The organism is Fodinisporobacter ferrooxydans (assembly GCF_022818495.1).
Lineage (GTDB): Bacteria > Bacillota > Bacilli > Tumebacillales > MYW30-H2 > Fodinisporobacter > Fodinisporobacter ferrooxydans.
In genome coordinates this window covers 152,677-174,555 of the sequence record NZ_CP089291.1, presented here as the reverse complement: position 1 = coordinate 174,555, position 21,879 = coordinate 152,677, and the positions used below count along the sequence as shown (strand labels likewise).

General features: G+C 43.9%; 26 protein-coding genes. 21 read left to right on the top strand and 5 right to left on the bottom strand.

The window, feature by feature from the left end; translation table 11 throughout:
- The first annotated feature begins 53 nt into the window (after positions 1 to 53).
- The 15 genes from LSG31_RS01090 to LSG31_RS01025 all read left to right on the top strand — a co-directional run bounded on the left by LSG31_RS01090 (position 54) and on the right by LSG31_RS01025 (position 12,834).
- Entirely contained in the window at positions 54 to 920 is an 867-nt protein-coding gene (locus LSG31_RS01090) for a M56 family metallopeptidase (protein WP_347437609.1), read from the top strand.
- 178 nt (positions 921 to 1,098) lie between these two features.
- A complete protein-coding gene (locus LSG31_RS01085) occupies positions 1,099 to 1,791 on the top strand; it encodes a response regulator transcription factor (RefSeq protein WP_347437608.1) in 693 nt (230 codons plus the stop codon).
- Entirely contained in the window at positions 1,788 to 2,519 is a 732-nt protein-coding gene (locus LSG31_RS01080) for a HAMP domain-containing protein (protein ID WP_347437607.1), read from the top strand. The genes LSG31_RS01085 and LSG31_RS01080 overlap by 4 nt, the downstream gene beginning before the upstream one ends.
- Positions 2,489 to 2,626, top strand: coding sequence for an ATP-binding protein (locus LSG31_RS23210; RefSeq protein WP_430734227.1), 138 nt, complete (start codon positions 2,489 to 2,491; stop codon positions 2,624 to 2,626). The genes LSG31_RS01080 and LSG31_RS23210 overlap by 31 nt, the downstream gene beginning before the upstream one ends.
- Positions 2,627 to 2,724: 98 nt before the next feature.
- Entirely contained in the window at positions 2,725 to 3,921 is a 1,197-nt protein-coding gene (locus tag LSG31_RS01075; RefSeq protein WP_347437606.1) for a multicopper oxidase family protein, read from the top strand.
- Positions 3,922 to 4,133: 212 nt separating this feature from the next.
- On the top strand, positions 4,134 to 4,361 hold the full coding sequence (locus LSG31_RS01070) for an SHOCT domain-containing protein (RefSeq protein WP_347437605.1): 228 nt from the start codon (positions 4,134 to 4,136) through the stop codon (positions 4,359 to 4,361).
- A 280-nt stretch (positions 4,362 to 4,641) separates the two neighbouring features.
- Entirely contained in the window at positions 4,642 to 4,848 is a 207-nt protein-coding gene (locus LSG31_RS01065; RefSeq protein ID WP_347437604.1) for a copper ion binding protein, read from the top strand.
- A 123-nt stretch (positions 4,849 to 4,971) separates the two neighbouring features.
- Entirely contained in the window at positions 4,972 to 7,395 is a 2,424-nt protein-coding gene (locus tag LSG31_RS01060; RefSeq protein ID WP_347437603.1) for a heavy metal translocating P-type ATPase, read from the top strand.
- Between the two features lie 248 nt (positions 7,396 to 7,643).
- Positions 7,644 to 8,693: a hypothetical protein gene (locus LSG31_RS01055; protein ID WP_347437602.1), complete on the top strand. Its 1,050-nt coding sequence runs from the start codon at positions 7,644 to 7,646 to the stop codon at positions 8,691 to 8,693.
- A 19-nt stretch (positions 8,694 to 8,712) separates the two neighbouring features.
- Positions 8,713 to 9,390: a PspA/IM30 family protein gene (locus tag LSG31_RS01050; RefSeq protein ID WP_347437601.1), complete on the top strand. Its 678-nt coding sequence runs from the start codon at positions 8,713 to 8,715 to the stop codon at positions 9,388 to 9,390.
- A 153-nt stretch (positions 9,391 to 9,543) separates the two neighbouring features.
- Positions 9,544 to 10,257 (top strand): response regulator transcription factor, encoded by a 714-nt coding sequence (locus LSG31_RS01045; RefSeq protein ID WP_347437600.1) that lies wholly within the window; start codon positions 9,544 to 9,546, stop codon positions 10,255 to 10,257.
- Positions 10,254 to 11,672: a sensor histidine kinase gene (locus LSG31_RS01040; protein WP_347437599.1), complete on the top strand. Its 1,419-nt coding sequence runs from the start codon at positions 10,254 to 10,256 to the stop codon at positions 11,670 to 11,672. Before LSG31_RS01045 ends, LSG31_RS01040 begins: the two co-directional genes overlap by 4 nt.
- Positions 11,669 to 11,872: a hypothetical protein gene (locus LSG31_RS01035; RefSeq protein WP_347437598.1), complete on the top strand. Its 204-nt coding sequence runs from the start codon at positions 11,669 to 11,671 to the stop codon at positions 11,870 to 11,872. The genes LSG31_RS01040 and LSG31_RS01035 overlap by 4 nt, the downstream gene beginning before the upstream one ends.
- Before the next feature lie 65 nt (positions 11,873 to 11,937).
- Positions 11,938 to 12,540: a class I SAM-dependent methyltransferase gene (locus tag LSG31_RS01030; RefSeq protein WP_347437597.1), complete on the top strand. Its 603-nt coding sequence runs from the start codon at positions 11,938 to 11,940 to the stop codon at positions 12,538 to 12,540.
- Between the two features lie 132 nt (positions 12,541 to 12,672).
- Entirely contained in the window at positions 12,673 to 12,834 is a 162-nt protein-coding gene (locus LSG31_RS01025) for an SHOCT domain-containing protein (protein ID WP_347437596.1), read from the top strand.
- 418 nt (positions 12,835 to 13,252) lie between these two features.
- Here the strand turns inward: LSG31_RS01025 and LSG31_RS01020 are convergent, their stop codons facing one another.
- Positions 13,253 to 13,576 (bottom strand): YnfA family protein, encoded by a 324-nt coding sequence (locus LSG31_RS01020; RefSeq protein ID WP_347437595.1) that lies wholly within the window; start codon positions 13,574 to 13,576, stop codon positions 13,253 to 13,255.
- Between the two features lie 150 nt (positions 13,577 to 13,726).
- Between LSG31_RS01020 and LSG31_RS01015 the strand changes: the two genes are divergently transcribed.
- The 6 genes from LSG31_RS01015 (at position 13,727) to LSG31_RS00990 (ending at position 17,688) form a co-directional block, all read left to right on the top strand.
- Positions 13,727 to 13,999 carry a hypothetical protein gene (locus LSG31_RS01015; RefSeq protein ID WP_347437594.1) on the top strand — a complete coding sequence of 91 codons (273 nt, stop codon included), beginning with the start codon at positions 13,727 to 13,729 and terminating at the stop codon, positions 13,997 to 13,999.
- A 17-nt stretch (positions 14,000 to 14,016) separates the two neighbouring features.
- Positions 14,017 to 14,352, top strand: coding sequence for an ArsR/SmtB family transcription factor (locus tag LSG31_RS01010; protein WP_347437593.1), 336 nt, complete (start codon positions 14,017 to 14,019; stop codon positions 14,350 to 14,352).
- 25 nt (positions 14,353 to 14,377) lie between these two features.
- Positions 14,378 to 14,920, top strand: a complete 543-nt coding sequence (locus LSG31_RS01005) for a TlpA family protein disulfide reductase (protein WP_347437592.1) — start codon at positions 14,378 to 14,380, stop codon at positions 14,918 to 14,920.
- Positions 14,917 to 15,585, top strand: a complete 669-nt coding sequence (locus LSG31_RS01000; RefSeq protein WP_347437591.1) for a cytochrome c biogenesis CcdA family protein — start codon at positions 14,917 to 14,919, stop codon at positions 15,583 to 15,585. Before LSG31_RS01005 ends, LSG31_RS01000 begins: the two co-directional genes overlap by 4 nt.
- A 36-nt stretch (positions 15,586 to 15,621) precedes the next feature.
- Positions 15,622 to 17,292, top strand: coding sequence for a mercury(II) reductase (merA, locus tag LSG31_RS00995; RefSeq protein ID WP_430734226.1), 1,671 nt, complete (start codon positions 15,622 to 15,624; stop codon positions 17,290 to 17,292).
- 111 nt (positions 17,293 to 17,403) lie between these two features.
- Entirely contained in the window at positions 17,404 to 17,688 is a 285-nt protein-coding gene (locus LSG31_RS00990; RefSeq protein ID WP_347437589.1) for a DUF2933 domain-containing protein, read from the top strand.
- A gap of 94 nt (positions 17,689 to 17,782) precedes the next feature.
- Here LSG31_RS00990 and LSG31_RS00985 read toward each other — a convergent pair whose 3' ends face one another.
- From LSG31_RS00985 to LSG31_RS00970, 4 genes are all read right to left on the bottom strand, one after another.
- Positions 17,783 to 17,983: a capping complex subunit for YIEGIA gene (locus tag LSG31_RS00985; protein ID WP_347437588.1), complete on the bottom strand. Its 201-nt coding sequence runs from the start codon at positions 17,981 to 17,983 to the stop codon at positions 17,783 to 17,785.
- Entirely contained in the window at positions 17,970 to 18,887 is a 918-nt protein-coding gene (locus LSG31_RS00980; protein ID WP_347437587.1) for a YIEGIA domain-containing protein, read from the bottom strand. The genes LSG31_RS00985 and LSG31_RS00980 overlap by 14 nt, the downstream gene beginning before the upstream one ends.
- Before the next feature lie 178 nt (positions 18,888 to 19,065).
- The gene (locus LSG31_RS00975) at positions 19,066 to 21,168 is read right to left on the bottom strand and encodes a heavy metal translocating P-type ATPase (RefSeq protein WP_347437586.1); all 2,103 of its coding nucleotides are present in this window, start codon (positions 21,166 to 21,168) and stop codon (positions 19,066 to 19,068) included.
- A gap of 21 nt (positions 21,169 to 21,189) precedes the next feature.
- Entirely contained in the window at positions 21,190 to 21,606 is a 417-nt protein-coding gene (locus LSG31_RS00970) for an ArsR/SmtB family transcription factor (RefSeq protein WP_347437585.1), read from the bottom strand.
- Between the last annotated feature and the right edge of the window lie 273 nt (positions 21,607 to 21,879).

The following is a 21,879-nucleotide window of genomic DNA, read 5'->3' as shown; positions in this document are numbered from 1 at the left end:
ATGGAGGTGGCAAGACATGCGATAAAATAAGCGCTTAGGAGAACTCATAAAGTATGGATGAAAAAACTCTTTTAAAGTTGGAAAATCAAGCATTTGCAAGGATTGTCATGAGTTTTCTCTTGCTCGTTTTCATCATGAGCGGACTTATCATACATATTTTTTTGAATGATCGCATCAATCTCCTGCAAAGATGGATAAAGTTTTGTACAACGGTCGGAACACATGGGATATGGTGGAGCGTTTCGCTCGGAATTGCTGTTTGTGGGATATGTGGCATCATGACCATTCGATTGGTTTCCGTGATTGTAAAAGAATATCGTTTTTATTCCTCGCTTCAGAACTATGAATGTATGGAAATGCCTTTGCATGTGAAAACCATCGTGAGATCCCATCAAGGACTTCATTCCCTTTGTATTGTAAATGATGATACAGTATTTGCATTCTGTTATGGATTCATTCGCCCCAACATTTATATTTCAAAAGGATTTCTCAATCACTTGTCCCAGGCGGAATTGGAAGCGGTTTTGTTGCATGAACAAGCACATATCAAATACCACGATACGTGGAAAGTCTTTGTCGCAAAGATCATTATGCACGTGTTGTTCTTTGTGCCGACGGTTCAGCAGCTTGGATCAAACTATCTCATGTACAAGGAGTTGCTGGCGGATCAGTATGCGATCCGCATCATGAAGCGAATGGAGCCACTTGGATCTGCTTTGGTAAAAATCATTCATATGAATCAGACAAATCGGCAAAGACCCTATGGTATAAATGGATTTGATGACAGGATCAATATTCGAATACGAAATGTATTGGGATATGAGACAGGGGAATCTCTCTTTTTTGCAAAAAAGCATACTACGTATTTGCTTGTGTTAGTCGTTTCATTTCTTTTTGTATTTGGAACCGGCTGTGTATAGCCTGCAGCACAAATTGGCATGCACGCAATTCAAAGGTTCTAAATAAGTTCTTCACAAGTTCTTGTTACGATACGATCAAGCAAGGGTATTTCGCTGCGGTTGGATATACGGGGATTTGAATTCCGTAGATCTTTCATGTGATAAAAGAAATAGTGGGGGAGAGTAGGGGGGATTCGACATGAAATCCATTCTAATCGTGGATGATGAAGAGAAAATTCGTGAAGTCATCGTATCCTATTTGAATCATGAACGATATCAAGTGTTTCAAGCCGAATCGGGTACGGAAGCACTGCGTCAATTTAAAGAACGCAACATCGATCTGGTAATTTTGGATTTAATGCTGCCGGATGTATCGGGTGAGGAGGTATGCCAAAAAATTCGGAATCTTTCACCCGTTCCGATTCTCATGCTCACCGCAAAAGTTGCTGAAAAAGATCGGGTCAACGGATTGGCAATCGGCGCCGATGACTATGTGGTAAAACCGTTTAGCCCGCGTGAATTGGTCGCTCGTGTTAAAGCGCTATTGCGTCGCTCTGCCGAGAATGAATTGCTTGCGGAACGAATCTCTTTCCAAGAAGGCCAATTGATGATTGACTCGGTACGCAACAAAGTATATAAAAACGGTGAGGCAATCAATGTAACACCAATCGAGTATAAGCTTCTTGTGACATTTGCAAGGTATCCGGGGCGAACATTTCATCGGAATGAATTGTTGGAGACCGCTCTTGGCCATGAATATGAGGGGGATCTTCGGGTCATCGACCAGCATATTAAAAATTTGCGCCAAAAAATTGAGGACAATCCAAAACAACCAGTGTATTTGATCACGGTTTTTGGCTTTGGTTATAAATTTCAGGGAGGGGACGTATGATTTCAAAATTGCGTACCCGTCTCTTTCTAGCGCTTGTCGGGATTACTTTCATAATTGTTCTCATCGCGAGTCTCCTAATCATTTGGCAAACCAATCGACACTTCATGATTTATCAAATGCAAATGCCGGCATTCCACAAATACATCGTGCCGCTTGACTTGCATTTGAAAACAGCATTGATTCAGTCGATCCTGTTGACGATGATCGGGGCTATGGTACTCGCAATCGCAGTCAGTTTCTATATGGCAAAACGCATGACCAGACCGATTGAAGATATGACACGCGTTGCCAAACGAATCGGTCACGGCGATTTGCATTCCCGTGTCGCGATACAAGGGAATGATGAATTGGCGAAATTGGCAACCACGCTGAATCAGCTTGCGTCCCAACTACAAACCCAAGAGGAATTAAGAAGGAATTTAACAGCGGATGTGGCGCATGAATTGCGGACACCCCTTGCCACTCTGAAAGGCCACATGGAAGCGTTCGAGGATCGGATATGGGAACCAACGCCGGAACGAATCCATTCCTGCTATGAGGAAATTGAACGATTGATTGGTTTGGTAAGCGATTTGGAGCAGTTGTCATTTATTGAGTCTCCCGAGTTGGTGCTGGATTTGCAAGTGCATAATCTGAGCGATATCATCCTCCAATGTGTTGATATGATGTGTGTTGAATGTGTCCAAAAAGGAATTGAATGGAACGTTTGTGTAGAGGAATCGGGTTAGCCATCTGCAAGAAGCTGGTAGAGTTGCATAACGGTTCGATTTGGATCACAAGTGAAGTTGGAAGGGGAACGCATGTGTTGATTCGTTTGCTGAATTGCAAAAAATAATAAAAATAACTTAAGAATCGCTACATCCTCACAAGTTCTACATAACTGTCTGGTATCCTATGACCATGAGTTCGTCAAATAGGAGGAGATTCAATCAAATGTCAGGAAACACAAAAAAGAATTTCAAATTTTTCATTACGGCAGTCGTCGTACTGGTGTTGGTCGGATCCGGATGGGGAATATGGAAAGGTTCCTTCTTTTCCGCTCAGCGTGCAGATGCATCCGTCAATCCTGTTACACCGAATGTTCCCATAGCAAAATATGAAATGAAAAACGGTGTGAAAGTTTTTCATCTGACGGCGGAACAAGTGAAACAAGAAGTGTCAAAAGGAGTGTTCGTCAATGCCTGGGGATACAACGGGAGTACTCCTGGTCCCACCATTGTCGTAAATGAAGGTGATAAAATACAGGTTGTCGTCGACAACAAGTTGCCAGGGCCGACAACAGTACATTGGCATGGATTGATTGTTCCGAACAACATGGATGGTGTTCCAGGTGCGGAACCCAGTCCGGTCATCGAGCCCGGCAAAAGTTTTACGTATGAATTTACGGTAAAGCAGGTCGGTACATTCATGTACCATTCCCATTACCAGCCATCCAAAGATGAAATGATGGGATTGGATGGCATGTTTATTTCTCTACCGAAAAATGGCGATACAGTCAACGGAAAACCGGTAAACCGCGACTACTCGATTCTGCTGCAGGAATGGCAATTGCAAAAACCAGGTTCCGCCAATGGAATGGATATGAGTCAATTTGGTGAAGGACAAGTACCAGTAGGCACATATGATGTAAACCCGGAAGGTATGAGCTGGAATACGTTTACGTTGAATGGGAAGCAGTTTCCTTCGACAGATCCAATGGAAGTGAAACAAGGGGACAAAGTTTTGGTCAGATTGGCCAACTTGAGTATGCAAAGCCATCCCATGCATCTGCACGGACATAACTTTAAAGTGGTTGCAAAAGATGGCAATCCATTGCCGGAGTCTGCACAATATATGGCAAACACAATCAATATTGCAGCGGGAGAAACCTACGATATCGAATTTACGGCAGACAATCCGGGAACGTGGGTATTCCATTGCCATTTGCCGCATCATACGGCTGGCTTGAATGGCAAGGATGGCGGTATGCTAACAGCTTTCCACTATCAAGGCACACCATGGCCGCCGGCGTTTACGGCTAAAACAAATGCAAGCGATACTACAAGCAACATGAATAATACGAATCAATCATCCGATACGATGCAAATGTCCGGTTCTTCATCAAATACCATGAATATGCCAAGCAAATAAATCTATGAATGAACAGGTGGACATCGAAGCGATGTCCTCTTTTTTTACCTAAAAAAGGAATCGATCATCTTTCTTGAAAGCAGGATGAACTCGTCCCAATATCCACTTTTCATCAGAATGCCCCCACCTCTTAATAAGGAAGTTCTTCAACGGAACTACATAAGATTTTCATAATTCGGGATTATTATGAGAGTAAGAAAGGAGTGATTGACATGATGGGTGGATATGGATATGGATTTGGCGGGTTTGGATTGGGATGGATCTGGATGTTACTTCCACTGCTTCTGATAGTGGGCGTTGTTTATTTCATAATAAAAGGAACAAAAAGCGATAAAGCCGAGGCAGAGTTTCAATCCGTGGCAATTTTGAAAGAGCGCTTTGCCAGAGGTGAGATTTCAGAAGAAGAATACAGACGCATGAGAAATATTTTAGGGAAATAAGTGATTTGTCATCATAATCCCTTCCTCTGATTTTGCCGATTATTCCTGAGTATTTTCTGAGACTATATGGTTAAATCAGGTGAGCAACAGGCAATTGACAAGAAATGTTCTAAAATATTATGTTGTATACGGTATGTGGGTATAGTATACTTGTATTAAAGGCAAAGGAGGAGTGGGTGTATTCAGCAAGAAGACGATAAAGCCGCCTGATTTGTTAAAGATTTGTTAAGAGCAACGAATAAACAGATAAAATAACATTTGCCATGGAGGTTGAACAATCATGCAACAAGTCGTATTACATGTTGAAGGCATGTCCTGTAATCATTGTGTCAATGCAATTGAAGGCGCATTAAAAAAAGCCGGAGCAACAGGCAAGGTCAGTTTGGAAAACAAAACGGTTGCTGTTGAATTCGATGCATCCAAAGTCACTTTGGATGCAATAAAAGAAGCAATTGAAGATCAAGGATATGATGTTGCTGAATCATAAAAAACTGATTTGGAAATCATTTGAAAAGGAGTCATGATGGAATGACTCCTTTTTTCAAAGATGCAAATGCGCAATCAAGTATGTATTTTAATAAAGATGTATCCTATTTGTGTGGTGATAACAATGGATCAACAACTCGCATTAAAACAGTCAACTCTTAAGATTTCCGGCATGACTTGTGCCGCCTGTGCCAACCGGATTGAAAAAGGCCTGAAAAAGACGGAAGGAGTCACAGATGCAAATGTAAACTTTGCATTGGAACAGGCTTCTGTGACGTTTGACCCGAATCAAACAAGCTTCGAAAAAATGGAACAAAAAGTGGAGCAATTGGGATACAAAGTGGTCAAAGATACTGCAGAGCTGCAATTGTCCGGCATGACTTGCGCAGCCTGCGCCAACCGGATTGAAAAAGGATTGAACAAATTGCCAGGTGTGACGAAAGCAACCGTTAACTTTGCGTTGGAAACGGCACATGTGGAATACAATTCGGCGGAAGTCACCATTTCCGATATGGTTCGAAAAGTTGAGGACCTTGGCTATCAAGCGGTTACGAAGGAAGAGCAGTCAGATGCGCAGCAAGACTACAGACAAAAAGAAATTACGCGGCAAAAAAGAAAATTTATTGTTTCTGTGATCCTATCCTTGCCACTGCTTTGGACGATGGTCAGTCATTTCTCATTTACATCGTTTCTTTGGGTTCCGGCGTTTCTGATGTATCCATTCGTACAATTTTTGTTTGCGACACCTGTGCAATTCATTATTGGCAAACAGTTTTATGTCGGGGCCTATAAAGCGCTCCGCAATAAAAGTGCAAATATGGATGTCTTGGTGGCACTCGGGACATCGGCCGCATACTTTTACAGCTTGTACATGACCGTGATTCATCTGAACGAGCCGTTCATGATGCAGGATACGTATTATGAAACAAGCGCAGTTCTCATCACCTTGATTATTCTCGGCAAGCTTTTTGAAGCGATGGCAAAAGGACGATCTTCCGAAGCCATTAAGAAGCTGATGGGCTTGCAAGCCAAAACCGCAATCGTCATGAGAAATGGCGAAGAAGTCAACATACCGGTCGAAGAAGTAGTCGTGAGTGATATTGTGCTGGTTCGCCCGGGAGAGAAAGTGCCTGTTGACGGCGAGGTAATCGACGGCAGGACTGCGATCGATGAATCGATGTTGACGGGAGAAAGCCTGCCGGTGGAGAAACAACCGGGCGATACGGTGATTGGGTCGACCGTCAACAAAAATGGCGTGATCAAAATCAAAGCAACAAAAGTTGGAAAAGAAACAGCATTGGCGCAAATCATTAAAGTGGTAGAAGAAGCGCAAGGATCCAAAGCTCCCATTCAGAGGGTTGCGGATGTCATTTCCGGCATTTTTGTTCCGATTGTCGTTGGGATTGCACTGCTTACATTTTTGATCTGGTATTTTTGGGTCGATCCGTATGCCTTTGCGAATGCGTTGGAAAAAGCAATTGCAGTCCTCGTTATCGCTTGCCCGTGTGCCCTTGGCCTTGCAACGCCCACATCGATCATGGCCGGGTCGGGAAGAGCCGCGGAACTTGGCATTTTGTTTAAAGGTGGAGAACATTTAGAGACAACACATAAGATCAATACCATTTTATTAGATAAAACAGGTACCATCACAAAAGGAAAGCCGGAACTGACAGATGTGATGCCGGAATCGCTGGAAGAATCAACACTTTTGTCACTTGTGGCAAGTGCCGAAAAAAATTCTGAGCACCCCTTGGCGGAAGCGATAGTTGCAGGTGCTGCCGACCGTGGGATCATATGCAAAGACACCAACGACTTCGAAGCGATTCCAGGTTTCGGAGTTCGCGCTCAGATCGATGGGCAAGATGTGATAGTCGGAACCACAAAATTAATGGAACGCTATCAAGTAGAAGTTTCGGAACATGCATCGGAACAAAAAACACAACTGGAGACGGCAGGGAAAACGGTCATGCTGGCTGCCGTTGACGGCAATTACGCCGGATTTGTGGCAGTCGCGGATACGGTCAAGGAAACATCCAAAGCGGCTATCCTGCGTCTGAAGCAGTTGGGAATTGACGTATATATGATTACGGGGGATAACGAACGAACCGCCAAGGCGATTGCAGAGCAGGTTGGCATTGACCATGTCCGGGCGGAAGTATTGCCGGAAGGAAAAGCGGCGGAAGTGGAAAAACTGCAGAAAGAAGGTAAGATCGTCGCGATGGTCGGGGACGGCATCAACGATGCGCCGGCACTTGCAAAAGCCGATATCGGGATTGCGATCGGCACAGGTACGGATATCGCGATGGAAGCCGCCGATGTCACGATCATGCGCGGAGATTTGCAAAGCATTCCGGATGCGATTCGGATGAGCAAGAAAACCATGACCAATATTCGCCAAAACCTGTTTTGGGCGCTGGTATATAATTCACTCGGGATTCCGGTTGCCGCGCTTGGATTTTTGGCGCCATGGATTGCCGGCGCCGCAATGGCATTCAGCTCCGTATCTGTCGTGTTAAATGCGCTGCGTTTGCAACGGGTTCGACTTTAGTTGTCGACCATGAATGGATAGATCGAAATCCGAATATAGTAAATAGCGGGATTTTTAGCGATCCTACTAAGGAGTGCGTCCCAAAAGTAACAATGGGACACACTCCTTTATGAAAAGGATTGTTTGATACACTTCATAATTTCTTCATAAGTTCCTCATTCTTTCATCACATGTTTTATTTATACTCAAGCTTACCAACCGGGCAACATGGTTTGATTGCTGAACGTATTTGGAAAGGAAGTATGCTGATGTTCGACCATATTCGCTCGATGTTGACTGGTGAACGAATTTGTTCAAAGGAGCATCTGGACAGTTATAAACGAATTGGTGAGCAAGTATATGAAGTGGAAGTAGAGATGTCCGATTGCCAAAAGCCGCGAGTGCGGGCATTATTGGCTGCGGCCAAAAGTCTGAACATCATATCGGAAGCACTATTAAAAGAAGCATTTGATAATAAACCGGTATCAAGCGTTACACACGAGCAAGCCGAAAAATTTTACGGTTTGATTCCGGATTTGTTGATTGGGATACGTCAAGAAAACGTCATGGACCATAGTTCCAAAGTCAAACTTCCGATTTCTTTATCGGATCAAATTATGTCGGATCGAAGATGCCCCACGCGCCATTTGGCTGGAATGAGGCGGGCGGCTGATGAAATGGAACGCCTGCTGCAATCATCGATGGAGCGGTTCCGGGCTTCGGATGACAATAAACCTATGCTATTGCGATTTGAAGAAGCACGAACAAAACGGCAAATTGCGGATGCAATGGTTGGCTCGATCATGCAAGGGCAAAAAGTATCGGAGGAAAGCCATGAAAAAGCGGAAGAAGGATACTGGGATGCGCTTGAAACATATTTTAAAATCGCCCAGCAACTGGAAGATCCGAGTATTGCATGGGAAACCGTAAAAAAACCCCGACATCAGCAAAATAACGATATTTGGCGGATAACATCGAGACGTGCCATGCAAGATATTCGTCAATCGGGGGAGTGGGAAGAGGCTGAAAAAGACATTGCCGAGTTTTGGGAAAAACATTCGATTACGGCAATGGAACGTGAATATGAAACGATTGTTTCGGAGTTGGAAAACGGAAGGGACATACGGGCAGAAGGCTACTGGAATTGTTGTCCATTTCAACCTGTGTATCGGGTGTTGCGCGGGCCGCTACAGATCCTGGGATACACGGTTCCTGCCGGTCACATGTTTGTGTGGGATTACGGAGAAAACGGGCAAGCAGGGCGTTTGATTACACAAGCTTCTTTCCAACATGCGGAAAGACAGTATTGTGAAGATTGAATCATTGGGGGGAATCCATATGTCGATATTTGGAAGAATAAAAGACATCGTTCGTGCGAATATCAATGAAATCATCAGCAAAGCCGAGGACCCGGAGAAAGCTCTCAATTTGTACATTGAAGATGCAATCGAACAATTGCGCCAGTTCAAAGTGGAAGTGAGCCGCTTTGAAGCAGAACGAATTCGGATTGCAAAAGAGATCCGAACATGTGAGTCGATGATTTCCGATTGGCACGAAAAAGCAAAACTTGCCATACGGGAAGAAAAAGAAGACTTGGCTCGCAAAGCGCTTGAAAAAGAGCAGCATGAGCAAGACCGTCTGGAAAAACTGCAACCGCAGTTGGAACAGGCAGAAAAGACATCTGCCCAACTTAAGGAACAACTGCAGAGCCTTGAGGAAAAACTCGAAGAAGCAAGAGAAAAAAGAGACGATTTGATCAGTAGAAACCGCCTTGCCGAAACGCAAAAATCTCTTGCAAACGCGGTATCCGGATTGTCCGGCGATGATCCGCTCAGCAAATTCGATCGAATGGAAGAGAAAGTAAAAGCGAAAGAGGCGGAAGCAGAAGCCGCGAATGTAACACTGCAATCGTCCTTGCGTTATGAATTTGACGAATTGGAAAAACAAGAAAAAAAATCGAAAGTCGATGATGCATTAACCAAGTTGCGTGCGGAATTGCATAGCGAATCGAAATAAAGGCGCTGTCTCAAAAGAGTTGCTCTTCAACATTTAGTACCAGAAAACCCGTATTCACTCGTATAGTGGTACGGGTTAACTGTTTGTAAAATATTTTTATAATCTTTCTTAAACGAAAAACAGTCTAATGAAGAGCCGATTAGGAGGTGTTTGATGAACACAAATCGGATACTTGTAGTCGATGATGAGTGGAATATGCGCAATCTGATCCGGATTTACCTTACAAAAAACGGGTTCCATATAACGGAAGCTAAAAATGGCCATGAGGCAATCGATTTGTTGGAAACACACAGTTTTGATTTGATGATTTTGGATGTCATGATGCCGGATTTGAATGGTTGGGAAGTATGTGCGAAAGTTCGTGAAACCAGCCAAATTCCAATTTTGATGGTAACAGCCAGGACAGAGACCAAAGATAAAGTATATGGATTGATGACAGGCGCGGATGATTATGTGGTGAAACCGTTTGACGCGGAAGAGTTGATGGCACGTGTATTTGCTTTACTGAGGCGATCCAATGTATCGGATATGGCAAACTCGCAGCAAATATCGCAAATGATTGCACATCAGGAATTAGTCATGGATCCGGAGCGAAGGCAAGTGACTGTAAACGATCATCCAATTGAGCTCACCATCAAAGAATTTGATGTATTGGTATTACTGGCAGAACACCCGCAACGAGTTTTCAGTCGAGAAGCGATATTGGAACGGATTTGGGGGGCGGATTATTTTGGAGGCGAACGCACTGTGGATACGCATGTAAAAAATGTTCGGCTAAAGCTTCGGGATGGGGGATTAACCTATTCTCCCATCCAGACTGTCTGGGGAATCGGCTATAAATTTCAAATGCCCGCAGATGCAAAATGATCGCAAACCGGATTGTATATAAATTAAGCGGTAGTATCTTATTGTTTTTTCTCGGTGTTTTGTTGCCCTTTGGGTTTGTTATCAATCAGATTTTTACCAATTTTTATTATCAAAATGTACAGCAGGAAATGGATCAAACGTCATCCAGATTGGCTCAATCGATTGCGCATTACCACGATTCGATGATGGTTGACGTGATGCAAATGATGGCTGAGTTTTCAGGAGTGAAATTATATATTGCGGACGCGCAAGGGAAAATTATTGTGAATACAAGCCTGCCATCTATATCCAAGCAGGGATTTATTCCCGATCAGGAACTGAAACTGCTGTCGGCAGGAACATCGATCCAAAAACACTATCAAGATCCGATATCGAAAATAAGCTATCTGATTGTCGGTAAGCCCATTATCGATCAGGATAGGTTTTACGGTGGTGTATTTGTGGTTTCATCGATCGAATTGATTCATCAATCGATTCTGAAAATACGGCAATTGTTGATTCTTTCCGGTTTCGGTGCGTTTTTTCTGGCGGTCGGATTTACATTTGTCCTCACAAAAAAGTTATCGAATCCATTGATACGGATGGAGCAAGCCACACGAAAAATTGCAAAAGGAAATTTTTCCATACGTGTGGATGCCATGGCAAAGGATGAAATCGGCTCATTAGCTGCTGCGATTAATGACTTGGCGGTCGAATTGCAACGATATCGGGATACTCGCAGTGAGTTTTTTGCAAATATTTCTCATGAACTGCGAACACCCATTACCTATCTGGAAGGTTACGCGAAAGTAATAAAGGAAGGTTTGTATGCTTCAGAAGAAGAGAAAAATCAATATCTGGGTATCATTCAAAAAGAATCGCAACGAATGGGCCGTTTGATTTATGATTTATTTGAGCTGTCCAAGATGGAAGCAGGGAAATTTGATTTAGATCTGGAATGGGTTGACCTGGTGGAAATCATGGAGAATCTGGTTCGGAACACTTCGTTACAGGCAAAGGAAAAAGGATTGGATATACAGTTGAACATTGGGCATGAACTGCCGCTGATTTTTGGGGATGGATTGCGGATGGAACAAATTTTTATGAATTTGCTGACGAATGCGATTCGTTATACGAACAAAGGCAAGATCGTTATCGATTTGCAGCGAGTGGCTGACAGGCACGTCCTGGTTTCGATGGAAGATACGGGCATTGGCATTCCGCAAGAGGAATTGAAACATATTTTTGAACGGTTTTACAGGGTTGAAAAATCGCGATCCCGACAGTATGGCGGCACGGGATTGGGACTTGCCATTGTAAAACAATTGGTGGAACTTCATGGCGGACAGATTCAAGTACATAGCCAATCAGGAACAGGCACTCGATTTGAGGTTCGCTTTCCGATTGAATCGGAAAAGGAAAGGAGAAAATCATGAAATTCACCGAATGGCTGATCGCCCTGTCGTTGATTGTCATCGGTTTATTGTGTCTCACGATGTCCGCCACCGCGACAGCAAGTCAAACTGCCGTTCAACCGTTTGTAAGCATGTTATTGCAAATTTGCTTGTGGGCAAGTATTCCTTTGGTATTTGCAACAGTCGCATATATCATTATAAAAATGAAAAATCGAAAATGATCGTAGGATATCGAAAATGATCCCACGATTATGCGGTTATACATGTAGCCTTCGAGGTGATGACTATGGGAAAGTGGTTTCCTGTTGTATATGATTGTGTGATGGAGCCGTTGGAGAAACGTTTCATCCGGGATATTCGCAAACAATTAATCGGAAAGGCAGAAGGAAACGTTTTGGAAATCGGTTCGGGAACAGGTGCGAATTTTCACTATTATGATCATGAACTGGTGGAACATGTCATGACAATTGAACCTTCACAGAGGATGAGGGAACAGGCTCTTCAGAAAGCGAAACGTGCCAGTGTACCCATTGAAATTCTACCAGCCAAAGGAGAAGATCTGCCATTTTCGGACAATATGTTTGATACGGTAGTAGGCACGTTGGTTTTGTGCACCATTGCAGACCCTATGCGTGCTTTGGGTGAGATTCGGCGAGTTTGCAAACCGGGCGGCAAAGTTCTTTTGTTTGAACATGTCAGATTAAACGATCCGCCGATGTTGGGAAAGATTCAGGATTGGCTCACACCCGTATGGAAACGTCTCTGTGACGGATGCCATTTAAACCGGAATACATTGGAAATGGCAAAACAATCCGGCCTGGAAATTATCGATACGGAAGCATACCATAACCAACTTTTTCTGTTCATTGAGGCGTTAAATCGGAAGTAGGCAATTATTTTTAACTTCATAGTTTCTTCACTCATTCATCAAAAATTAAACAAAACTGTTGGCTATACTAAGTTCAGTTACAAAAATGATAAAAGATGATCACGAAACCAAAATTAACGGGAGGTATGAATCATGGGTTGCTGTGGACCTTCTTCCGGCAAGAAAAATTCGCAAAATGAGAATAATGCAGAAAAAAATTTGAGTCCGTTGGATCTTTTAAAGTTACGGCTGGCACGAGGGGAAATTACATTTGAGGAGTATGAAAAGATCAAACCGGAATTGGTCGTCCAATAAAGAAATCAAGTGTCATTTCGGATTTTTTAACATGCTTGGCAATACCCGCATTCAGGATTTGAAAAATTGATTTGCATTGCAACGAAAAGTTGGCATTCCGTCATCGGATGCCAACTTTTGGCCAATTGATCGCTTCTCGCATATCCATTAAGGATTCATTTTTCCTATGAATCATGACAAAATTCATAAGTTCTTCATAAGTTCCTCAATCTTTCAACACATTTATTTTTTATAGTTGGAATAAATCAGGACAGGAGATGACAATATGATGGACATTCTTCAATGGGGTTCAAGTATAAGTTTACTTATTTTAAACATGATTATCATTAAAAGGTTCTTTCTATCAACAAAGGGATAAGCTGTGCAGATATGGAAACATCTTATGGATCACAAATCGAATTTATGATGTTTAGAATTGCTACTTATGAGTCGTCCATAACATAACGGCTACCCCGATTAAACAGATGAACGATCCGATCCACTCATTTACATCAGGTGACCGTTTGTCTATGATCCATCCCCAAAGAACCGCCAATACAATAAAGACCCCGCCATATGCAGCATATGCCTTTCCAAAAGAGAATTCCTGAAAGGTGGCGATGACTCCGTACAAGACCATCACGATTCCGCCAAGCGCTCCGATCCATAATGGCTTTCCGTTTCGCAGCCATTGCCAAATGAGATATCCCCCGCCAATTTCGGAAAGACCGGCTAAGAAAAATAAAATGGTTGCTCGCAGCAAGAAAAATCCCTCCCATAAAAGAACATGTTTGTTTATTGGCTTTTCCTTATTTTACACAAATGCTGCAAATAAAACATATTCTTGGTTTGTTTGACAATATAATATTAAAATATTATGATATATTATATCGATTTTGGGAGAGTGTTCAGGATGGAGAACAACAATGGGAGGAAATCTGAATCAGGGTTGCGTGCATTGGCGGGGATATCCGGCATTGCTGTTATTTGTTGCGGATTGCCGGTTCTTTTAGGTGCGATTGGTTTTACTGCGCTCAGCACATTCATGATCGCGCAAAGATATTGGATTTTTGGCGGAATGGTACTTGTGATGGGAATGATCATGCTAATCCTGTCGATTCGCAAACGAAAATTTCAACGAAACGATTGTTGCAGAATTCCAACAGACAACCAACATTCCTTGTGATTCTGGAGGTGGATACTTTGGAAAAACCAGTACAACAAGATACGGCGATTCAAACAGATCTATACGCGAAATTCTTCCATGGATTATCGAATCCGACCAGGTTTCGCATCATTGAAATTCTGCTGGATGGTGAAAAGAATGTCGGACAACTCGTGGAGATGCTGGGCCAGTCGCAAAGTCAGGTTTCCAATCAGCTTGCATGCTTGAAGTGGTGCGGTTATGTGACTTCCAGACAAGAAGGAAAGTATGTGCTCTATCGAATTTCCGATGAACGGGTTCGAACCATTCTAGATCTGGCAAAAAGCATTGTAGCGGATAATGCGGAGCACATCCGTTGCTGTACAAGAATGTAAAGAATGTTTAGGGGGCGGCGATTCAATGAAACGAATCTTAATCGTTATGATCCTGATAGTGGCTGTAGCAGGTATTGGATTTGCATCTTCCAAATTTATACATCGAGCCTCATCTGCCACAACACAACCGGCAAAACAGACAGCAACAAAGCAAACAGATGCAAAAACACAACAGCAGCAGGCAGTGTCAGTTTCAAATCTATCCATGACAGATATCAATGGGAAACCTGTGAAAATCGATCCAAACAAACTGACAGTTCTCCATTTTATGGTCACCTCTTGTTCTACATGTCTTCCAACTGAAGAAACATTAACAAAGTTTCAAAATCAAAACAACGTACAGCTTATCTCGATTGACGTGGATCCGCAAAACGACAACGCGGACAGTATCCAAACTTTTAAAAAAGCGACCGGTGCCACTTGGCCCTATGTCATGGATACGAATCAAAGCCTGATACAGCAGTTCCATATTACAGAACTTGATACCGTGATCGTGCTTCATCATGGCCAGGTGATTTATAAAGGTGTTGCTCCCTCCAGTGCAGATCTGAAGAAGGTGTTGGCGTGAATGGGCAAGCGGCGTTTATTTTGACTGCCGGTATCATGGCTGCTTTTAATCCCTGCGGAATCGCCATGCTGCCATCTTACATTGCGTATTTGTTGGGCGGCAAAAAAAGACGGGCAATCGATGGTCTGTGGGCAGGTTTGTTCATGACATCCGGATTTTTGCTTGTATTTTTAATAGTAGGATCGATTTCCATGATATTCGCATACATATTGGGAAAAGTCGTTGCATGGATTGCCTTTTGTATCGGAATCCTATTTCTTGTTTCCGGAAGTTTCATGCTATTTGGAAAATCCGGTTTATCCTTTCATTTCGGCGGGAACTGGAAATTAAAAAAAGAATCGAACGTATCGCTGTTTCTTTATGGTGTTGCCTATGCGCTCGGATCGCTCGGCTGTACGTTGCCGTTATTCTCTGTTTTGATTTTATCGTCGTTTCATTCTACTAGTGGATTTGCAAATGGGATGTTGAATTTCTTTCTGTATGCGATCGGCATGGGACTTGTTGTCACAACAATCTCTTTTGTTTCAACGCTTTCTCAGCAAATGATGATCAAGTTCGTTCGTTCCAGCGCCAAATGGATGGGAAAAGTAAGCGGCGTGATTACATTGGCTACAGGAGTTTACTTGGTCCTATATTGGATCCCTTTTTTACCAATACATGCGTAAGCAATAAAAGTTTTAAAAAAAGCGAGTGGATGATTGATGGGAAATACATACTTACAAGTTCGGCTAGAGGTTCAAGGCATGACATGCACCGGTTGTGAAGAGCATGTGGAACAAGCGCTCAAGAGTATTGGAGCCGTGGCAGCAGCCGCAAACTTTAGGCGGAATGAAGCGACTTTCCAAGTATCGAGCTCAGAAGCTATTGAAGCAGCGAAACAAGCGATTGAAAAAATTGGATATCATCCAGGGGATGCGCAAATTCTCAATGAACCAAAGCGAAGTGTAAGCAATACTGCAACTATGTCTAATGAAGATTACGAGTATGATTTACTGATCATAGGATCCGGAGGAGCCGCTTTTTCGGCTGCGATCCAAGCGGTAGGACGCGGTGCAAAGGTCGTCATGATTGAACGTGGCATCATTGGCGGAACCTGTGTAAATATCGGATGTGTTCCTTCCAAAACAATGTTGCGTGCGGGGGAAATCAATCATCTTGCACATCGCAATCCGTTTCAGGGTCTGCAGACATCCGCCGATCCGGTAAATTTGAAACAATTGATCGAGCAAAAAAATCAATTGGTAGCGGATCTCCGCCAACAGAAATATGTCGATTTAATTGCAGAATACGGATTTACACTGATCCATGGGGAAGCACGGTTCCTCGATCCCCAAACGGTTGAAGTAGAGGGGAGACAGATGACGGCAAAGCATTTCCTGATCGCAACGGGTGCTTCACCGTACATACCCGAAATTCCAGGTCTTGCAGACATTGACTATCTGACAAGCACGACTGCATTGGAACTGCAAGAAGTTCCAAAACGGCTTGCCGTGATCGGTTCCGGATACATAGCGATGGAGTTGGGGCAACTCTTTCGCAATCTCGGATCGGATGTCACGTTGATGCAACGAAGCAATCGTGTGCTAAAATCCTATGATCCGGAAGTATCGGAAGCAATCACACAAGCGTTAACAGACCAAGGCATTCACATGCTAACGGGGGTCACGTTCCATAAAGTCGAACAGCAGGAGCATGTCAAACGTGTATATGTAACGGCAAACGGCAGCGAACAGATGATCGAAGCCGATCAAATTCTTGTAGCTGCAGGCCGACAATCGAATACAAAATCTTTGAACCTTGAAGCTGCTGATGTAAAAATAGGCGAGCGCGGAGAAATTGTAGTCGATCAAACATTATGCACGACAAATCCGCGAATTTACGCCGCAGGGGATGTCACGATGGGACCACAGTTCGTATATGTAGCAGCTTATGAGGGAGCACTCGTCGTCGAAAATACAATTGGCGGTGCAAACAAAAAGCTGGATCTTCGGACCGTTCCAGGCGTTACATTTACCAATCCATCCATTGCGACCGTCGGACTGACGGAAGAACAAGCGAAAGCAGACGGATTCGAAGTTTTGACATCCGTTCTGCCGCTGGATGCTGTACCAAGAGCACTTGTCAACCGGGAGACAACAGGCGTATTCAAGCTCGTGGCAGATGCAAAAACCAGAAAAGTACTCGGTGCTCACATCGTTGCTGAAAATGCCGGGGATGTGATCTACGCTGCCACACTGATTATAAAATTCGGACTTACCATTGAAGACTTGCGGGAAACGCTGGCCCCTTATTTAACAATGGCTGAGGGGATCAAACTTGCCTCGCTTACATTTGACAGGGACGTGTCGAAATTATCGTGCTGTGCAGGGTAAAATAACTGAAACGATCCACAGAAAGTGTTCTTCATACATTCTTCATACGTTCCTCAATCTTTCCACACATTTTTCATGTATGCTAAACGAAAAAGTGGAGGAGGGATACACTTGAATTGGAGTTTGCTTTTGCTTTTGGCGTGCCCTTTAATGATGCTCTTTTGTATGAAGGGCATGTTTGGAGGGAAGAAGGATGGAGGATCTCATGGAGAGACAAAAACATCCGTTGTTACCCAAACGGATTTCAACATGATGCAAATCCGGATGGCTGATTTAATCGAACAAAATCACAACCTCATGAAGGAAATTCAAGCACTGAAAGAATCTTCCCTTCAGGAGCAATCGTACTCAAATGTTGTAGGTTTAAAGGATGCAAAAGGTCGCGCTCAGCAATGAGGCGATCTTTTGCAATAGAATGGAACGGATTTGCATTTTTGCTCCGGAAGTTATGGATGTCTTGCTGCGTTGTTGCATCGACACTGTAATCAAGCTAACGAACGGCTGTAATGATCATATACATGCCATTGCTTAATTTTACGACATCGCCCATAACGGCTAAAGCTATTTCCCGCATGATCACCTGTTGCTCTTCTTCATTTTTGGCGCGTATCAAGACAGAATTGCCAGGATTCACGATATTGATATCATGCGCTTCGGTAGCAATGATCGCATAAATGTTAATGCCGGACATGTTCTTCTTCCCACTTTCTTAAAAAAAGATGCGTTTTTTTGATGCTTTCCAGAACCGGGGTATGCCGAACCACTTGGATCATCGTTTCGATATCATGTAGAATCGGGACAACAAAAAAGACAATGCGTCCATCTTCATAATTTTTTCGCGTATAATGGTAGCGTTTCACACCTAGACTTCGCGTGATTTCAAACAGGATGGCTTGTCTTTGGCCAAAGTTATCAAGAGCGATCCGGTAGTGTTGGGATTTGGGATATACGACAACTGCCATTCCTTCATTCAGGATCATTTCCTGGCCACGTTCGATGCCAATCCGATTGGATACAAATATAGTATCGACGTATAATTCACCGTTTTTAATCAAAATCTCCCCTTGCCGTACTTCCGCGATGTCTCCGATCCGTTTTCCTCTTGAAAATCTGGTCAATCCAAAGAAAACGGCAAGACCAGCAATGATGCTGACAAGGATGCGTAACAGAATGCTTTTGTGCTCCAAGACTTCCATACATATACCGATTGCGATCGCAACCAGCAGGGAAATGTAATTTCTTGCTTCAAACGTTTTGGCAATGCCGTCTATGTACGCATTTCCCCGTTTCGTATATTCCGTTTCTTCTAAAAGTTGCAGACTGTTCAATTCCAATTTTCTTACGTTTTGAAATTGCGTCAATGCAAGAGTCAGAAATGTAACGGCTGTAAAATTGTTCGCCATGAGGGCAGGAATGGCCACTGCGCCTAATGTGGAGGCTACAAACCCAAACACTGCCTGATTCAAATATCCGTTTGGAAAAGAGGGGTATTGCCGGTAATCTTCCCGAAGTGTAGCGATTCGGGCAAGTGTACCGCCAATGATCGCGATGACAATCAGATAGATGTGTGGAGTTGTCAATACAAGTGCTTTCACGAACGTTCTCTCCATTTTTATATTTCAAACGTGTGGATAAAAAAATAACATGGATAGTATAACCAGATTCATTTGAGCAAATGCAAAATCCCCCAAAAACGAATCGTTTCGAGGGATTTTTGAATTGCATATAAGTGTTCCGTTTAACTTTTAAATTTAAATTTTTACATTTCAAAAGTTATGGCCGGGATCGCAGCAAGCGCCAGCCGTTTAACGTGACGAGCAGTGTTGCCCCCATATCCGAAACGATTGCAAACCAAAGTGTCAGCCAGCCTGGGAATACCAGCAATACGGCAATGGTCTTCAGTGCCAAAGCCAAGAAAATATTTTGTTTGATAATGCCAAGCGCCTTTCTGCCTAATGCAATGGCATATGGTATCCTGGATACATCGTCCGACATCAATGCGACGTCTGCAGTTTCCAGCGCAACGTCCGTTCCCGCTTTCCCGATGGAGATTCCGACAGTGGCGGCTGCGAGTGCCGGAGCGTCATTGATCCCATCGCCGACCATTGCCACCTTTTTTTGTGTTTGCAGCAACTTCTTCAGTTTTTCCAGCTTCTGTTCCGGAAGCATTTCTCCGTAATACTCCCGAATGCCTACACGTTCCGCAATGGCACGGGCCGTTTGCTGTGTGTCGCCGGATAACATGACGATCTGTTGAATGCCTAAATGATGCAGCGCTTGAATTGCAGCGGCGCTTTGTTCACGTACCTGGTCCGAGACAGCGATCCAGCCAAGAATCTCGTATTCATCCCCCAGCAGCATCAAGGTTTGGCCTTGTGCCTGGATCCGGTTGATTTCCTCCTGAACGGTCGACAAATCGATATGCAGGTCATGGAACAAACGGACATTGCCGATATAATAGGTTTTGCCGTCGATCCTGCCAGATGCGCCTTTGCCGACAAGGATTTGCATGGTTTCCGCCATTTGCGGGGAACTGACACCCATGGCATCCGCTTTGGCGAGAATCGCGCCGGCAAGCGGGTGTTCCGAACCTCTTTCCAGCATTGCGGCAAGTGTAAGGATCTCCAGCTTCGAACGTGAGCTTGTGGTATCCCAATCCATGACAACAGGTTTGCCTTTTGTCAAAGTTCCGGTCTTGTCAAAGGCAATTCCTTTTAATTTCCCCAGTTCCTCCAGATATAAGCCGCCTTTGATCAGAACTCCGTTGCGTGCAGCCGAGCCGATTCCGGTAACGATCGCGACCGGTGTCGAGATGACGAGTGCACAAGGACAAGCGACGACGAGCAATGCCAAGGCTTCGTATATCCAATGTTTCCAATCCCCATGAAAGAAGAGGGGAGGAACAAAGGCAGTCATCAATGCCAAGCTCATGACAATCGGCGTGTAATGTTTGGCAAAACGGTCGACAAATGTTTGGGAAGGAGCCTTTTGGTTTTGTGCCTCTTCCACCAAATGGGTGATTTTTGCCAATGTAGTATCCTGTGCAAGAGCTGTGGCACGCATGCGAATGGTACCTGTTTGATTCAAGGTTCCCGCATAAACCGCATCGCCCGCCTGCTTTTCGACAGGCATCGATTCGCCTGTAATCGCCGCTTCGTTGATAGTGGTGGCACCTGCCATGATTTCGCCATCGATTGCCAGTTTCTCCCCGGGTTTGACGAGCAGTTCATCTCCGATCGCCAGTTGTTCAACAGGCAGCCGAACTTCACGCCCGCCGCGAATCACGATGGCTTCTTTTGGCGCAAGATCCATTAACGTCCGGATCGAGGAGCGGGCTTTCTCCATGGAATACGACTCCAGCATTTCACTCACGGAAAACAGGAAGGCTACGGTTGCTGCCTCTTTCCACTGGCCGATGAACAGTGCGCCAATGACAGCAACTGTCATTAATACGTTCATGTCAAAATCAAGGCGCATAACATTTCGCAAACCTTTTTTCGCGACCGAATATCCGCCAAGAAGGATGGAAAGAAGCAGAAAGAGCCGTCCCGATGCGAATGACCCAAATCCCCATCCCAACAGCAGACATACGAGAGACAAACCGGTTGTCCAAACCTTTTGTGAACGATACCAGGGAAGCTGTATCAAAGATTGGGCAGAACCCTCTTCAGCGAAGGAAACCTGTTCGACTTTTCTCGCTTCTTTTTCCAATTGATCTTTGGAAAGCGTACCGATGACCATTAATTTGGCTGTGGCAAAATGTAAAGATACTTCTGTCAGTTCAGGCAACGCCTGAAGATGCCGCTCAATTTTGGCGGCGCAACCTGCTCAGGTCATGCCTGTTATATGATAGACCGATTTTTTTTCCGCAGTCATGTTGACGTTCGCCTCCTACTCCTACTCCTCATCCCATTCGCAATGTCCACAATCATCCGTATTTTCCTGCAGATGGAGAGCTTCCTGAATCAAATGCCGGATGTGCGGGCTTTGCAAGCTGTAAAACACCATTTTTCCTTCCCGCCGATATTTGGCCAGTCCCATATTTTTTAGCAGACGCAGATGATGGGAAGCGGTAGCGTTCGACGAGTCGATAATCGTAGCCACATCACATACACAAAGTTCGTTTTCTTTGCTTAGTGCGTATACGATGCGCAACCGAGTTTCATCCGCCAAGGCCTTGAATAAGGGAACGATCCGATCTGTTCGATTCATTTCGGTTTGGCGGCGTTGGACTTTTTCCGGATCATACATGAAGATATCGCACGTATCGTTACAGTCTTGCTGTTTTGGAAGATCATGTTTATCGAAAGCCATTTCGAAATCCCCCTTGCTAAACATCCAATCAAAGCAACTTTTGTATTTGCTTCTATTATAAAAATATTCATCATTAAAATCAAATGTTCATTTGAATGTTTGAATGTAAAAATTGAAATTCGAATAAAGTGATATGGGGATTTTATCTGTAGAATAACTTTTTAAGGGAAGGTTATGCTTTTGGGGGGGATGGTGATATATGGAATAACTCCAGTGGTTTGCAGTCTATGATTTGGGTTGTGTTACTTGGCGCAGTTTTGTATTGGGTCAAAT

Bases quoted from the DNA above. Each gene is read 5' to 3' on its own strand.
- LSG31_RS01090 (WP_347437609.1), top strand. From the start codon at position 54: ATGGATGAAAAAACTCTTTTAAAGTTGGAAAATCAAGCATTTGCAAGG.
- LSG31_RS01085 (WP_347437608.1), top strand. From the start codon at position 1,099: ATGAAATCCATTCTAATCGTGGATGATGAAGAGAAAATTCGTGAAGTC.
- LSG31_RS01080 (WP_347437607.1), top strand. From the start codon at position 1,788: ATGATTTCAAAATTGCGTACCCGTCTCTTTCTAGCGCTTGTCGGGATT.
- LSG31_RS23210 (WP_430734227.1), top strand. From the start codon at position 2,489: ATGGAACGTTTGTGTAGAGGAATCGGGTTAGCCATCTGCAAGAAGCTG.
- LSG31_RS01075 (WP_347437606.1), top strand. From the start codon at position 2,725: ATGTCAGGAAACACAAAAAAGAATTTCAAATTTTTCATTACGGCAGTC.
- LSG31_RS01070 (WP_347437605.1), top strand. From the start codon at position 4,134: ATGATGGGTGGATATGGATATGGATTTGGCGGGTTTGGATTGGGATGG.
- LSG31_RS01065 (WP_347437604.1), top strand. From the start codon at position 4,642: ATGCAACAAGTCGTATTACATGTTGAAGGCATGTCCTGTAATCATTGT.
- LSG31_RS01060 (WP_347437603.1), top strand. From the start codon at position 4,972: ATGGATCAACAACTCGCATTAAAACAGTCAACTCTTAAGATTTCCGGC.
- LSG31_RS01055 (WP_347437602.1), top strand. From the start codon at position 7,644: ATGTTCGACCATATTCGCTCGATGTTGACTGGTGAACGAATTTGTTCA.
- LSG31_RS01050 (WP_347437601.1), top strand. From the start codon at position 8,713: ATGTCGATATTTGGAAGAATAAAAGACATCGTTCGTGCGAATATCAAT.
- LSG31_RS01045 (WP_347437600.1), top strand. From the start codon at position 9,544: ATGAACACAAATCGGATACTTGTAGTCGATGATGAGTGGAATATGCGC.
- LSG31_RS01040 (WP_347437599.1), top strand. From the start codon at position 10,254: ATGATCGCAAACCGGATTGTATATAAATTAAGCGGTAGTATCTTATTG.
- LSG31_RS01035 (WP_347437598.1), top strand. From the start codon at position 11,669: ATGAAATTCACCGAATGGCTGATCGCCCTGTCGTTGATTGTCATCGGT.
- LSG31_RS01030 (WP_347437597.1), top strand. From the start codon at position 11,938: ATGGGAAAGTGGTTTCCTGTTGTATATGATTGTGTGATGGAGCCGTTG.
- LSG31_RS01025 (WP_347437596.1), top strand. From the start codon at position 12,673: ATGGGTTGCTGTGGACCTTCTTCCGGCAAGAAAAATTCGCAAAATGAG.
- LSG31_RS01015 (WP_347437594.1), top strand. From the start codon at position 13,727: ATGGAGAACAACAATGGGAGGAAATCTGAATCAGGGTTGCGTGCATTG.
- LSG31_RS01005 (WP_347437592.1), top strand. From the start codon at position 14,378: ATGAAACGAATCTTAATCGTTATGATCCTGATAGTGGCTGTAGCAGGT.
- merA (WP_430734226.1), top strand. From the start codon at position 15,622: ATGGGAAATACATACTTACAAGTTCGGCTAGAGGTTCAAGGCATGACA.
- LSG31_RS00985 (WP_347437588.1), bottom strand. From the start codon at position 17,983: ATGTCCGGCATTAACATTTATGCGATCATTGCTACCGAAGCGCATGAT.
- LSG31_RS00970 (WP_347437585.1), bottom strand. From the start codon at position 21,606: ATGGCTTTCGATAAACATGATCTTCCAAAACAGCAAGACTGTAACGAT.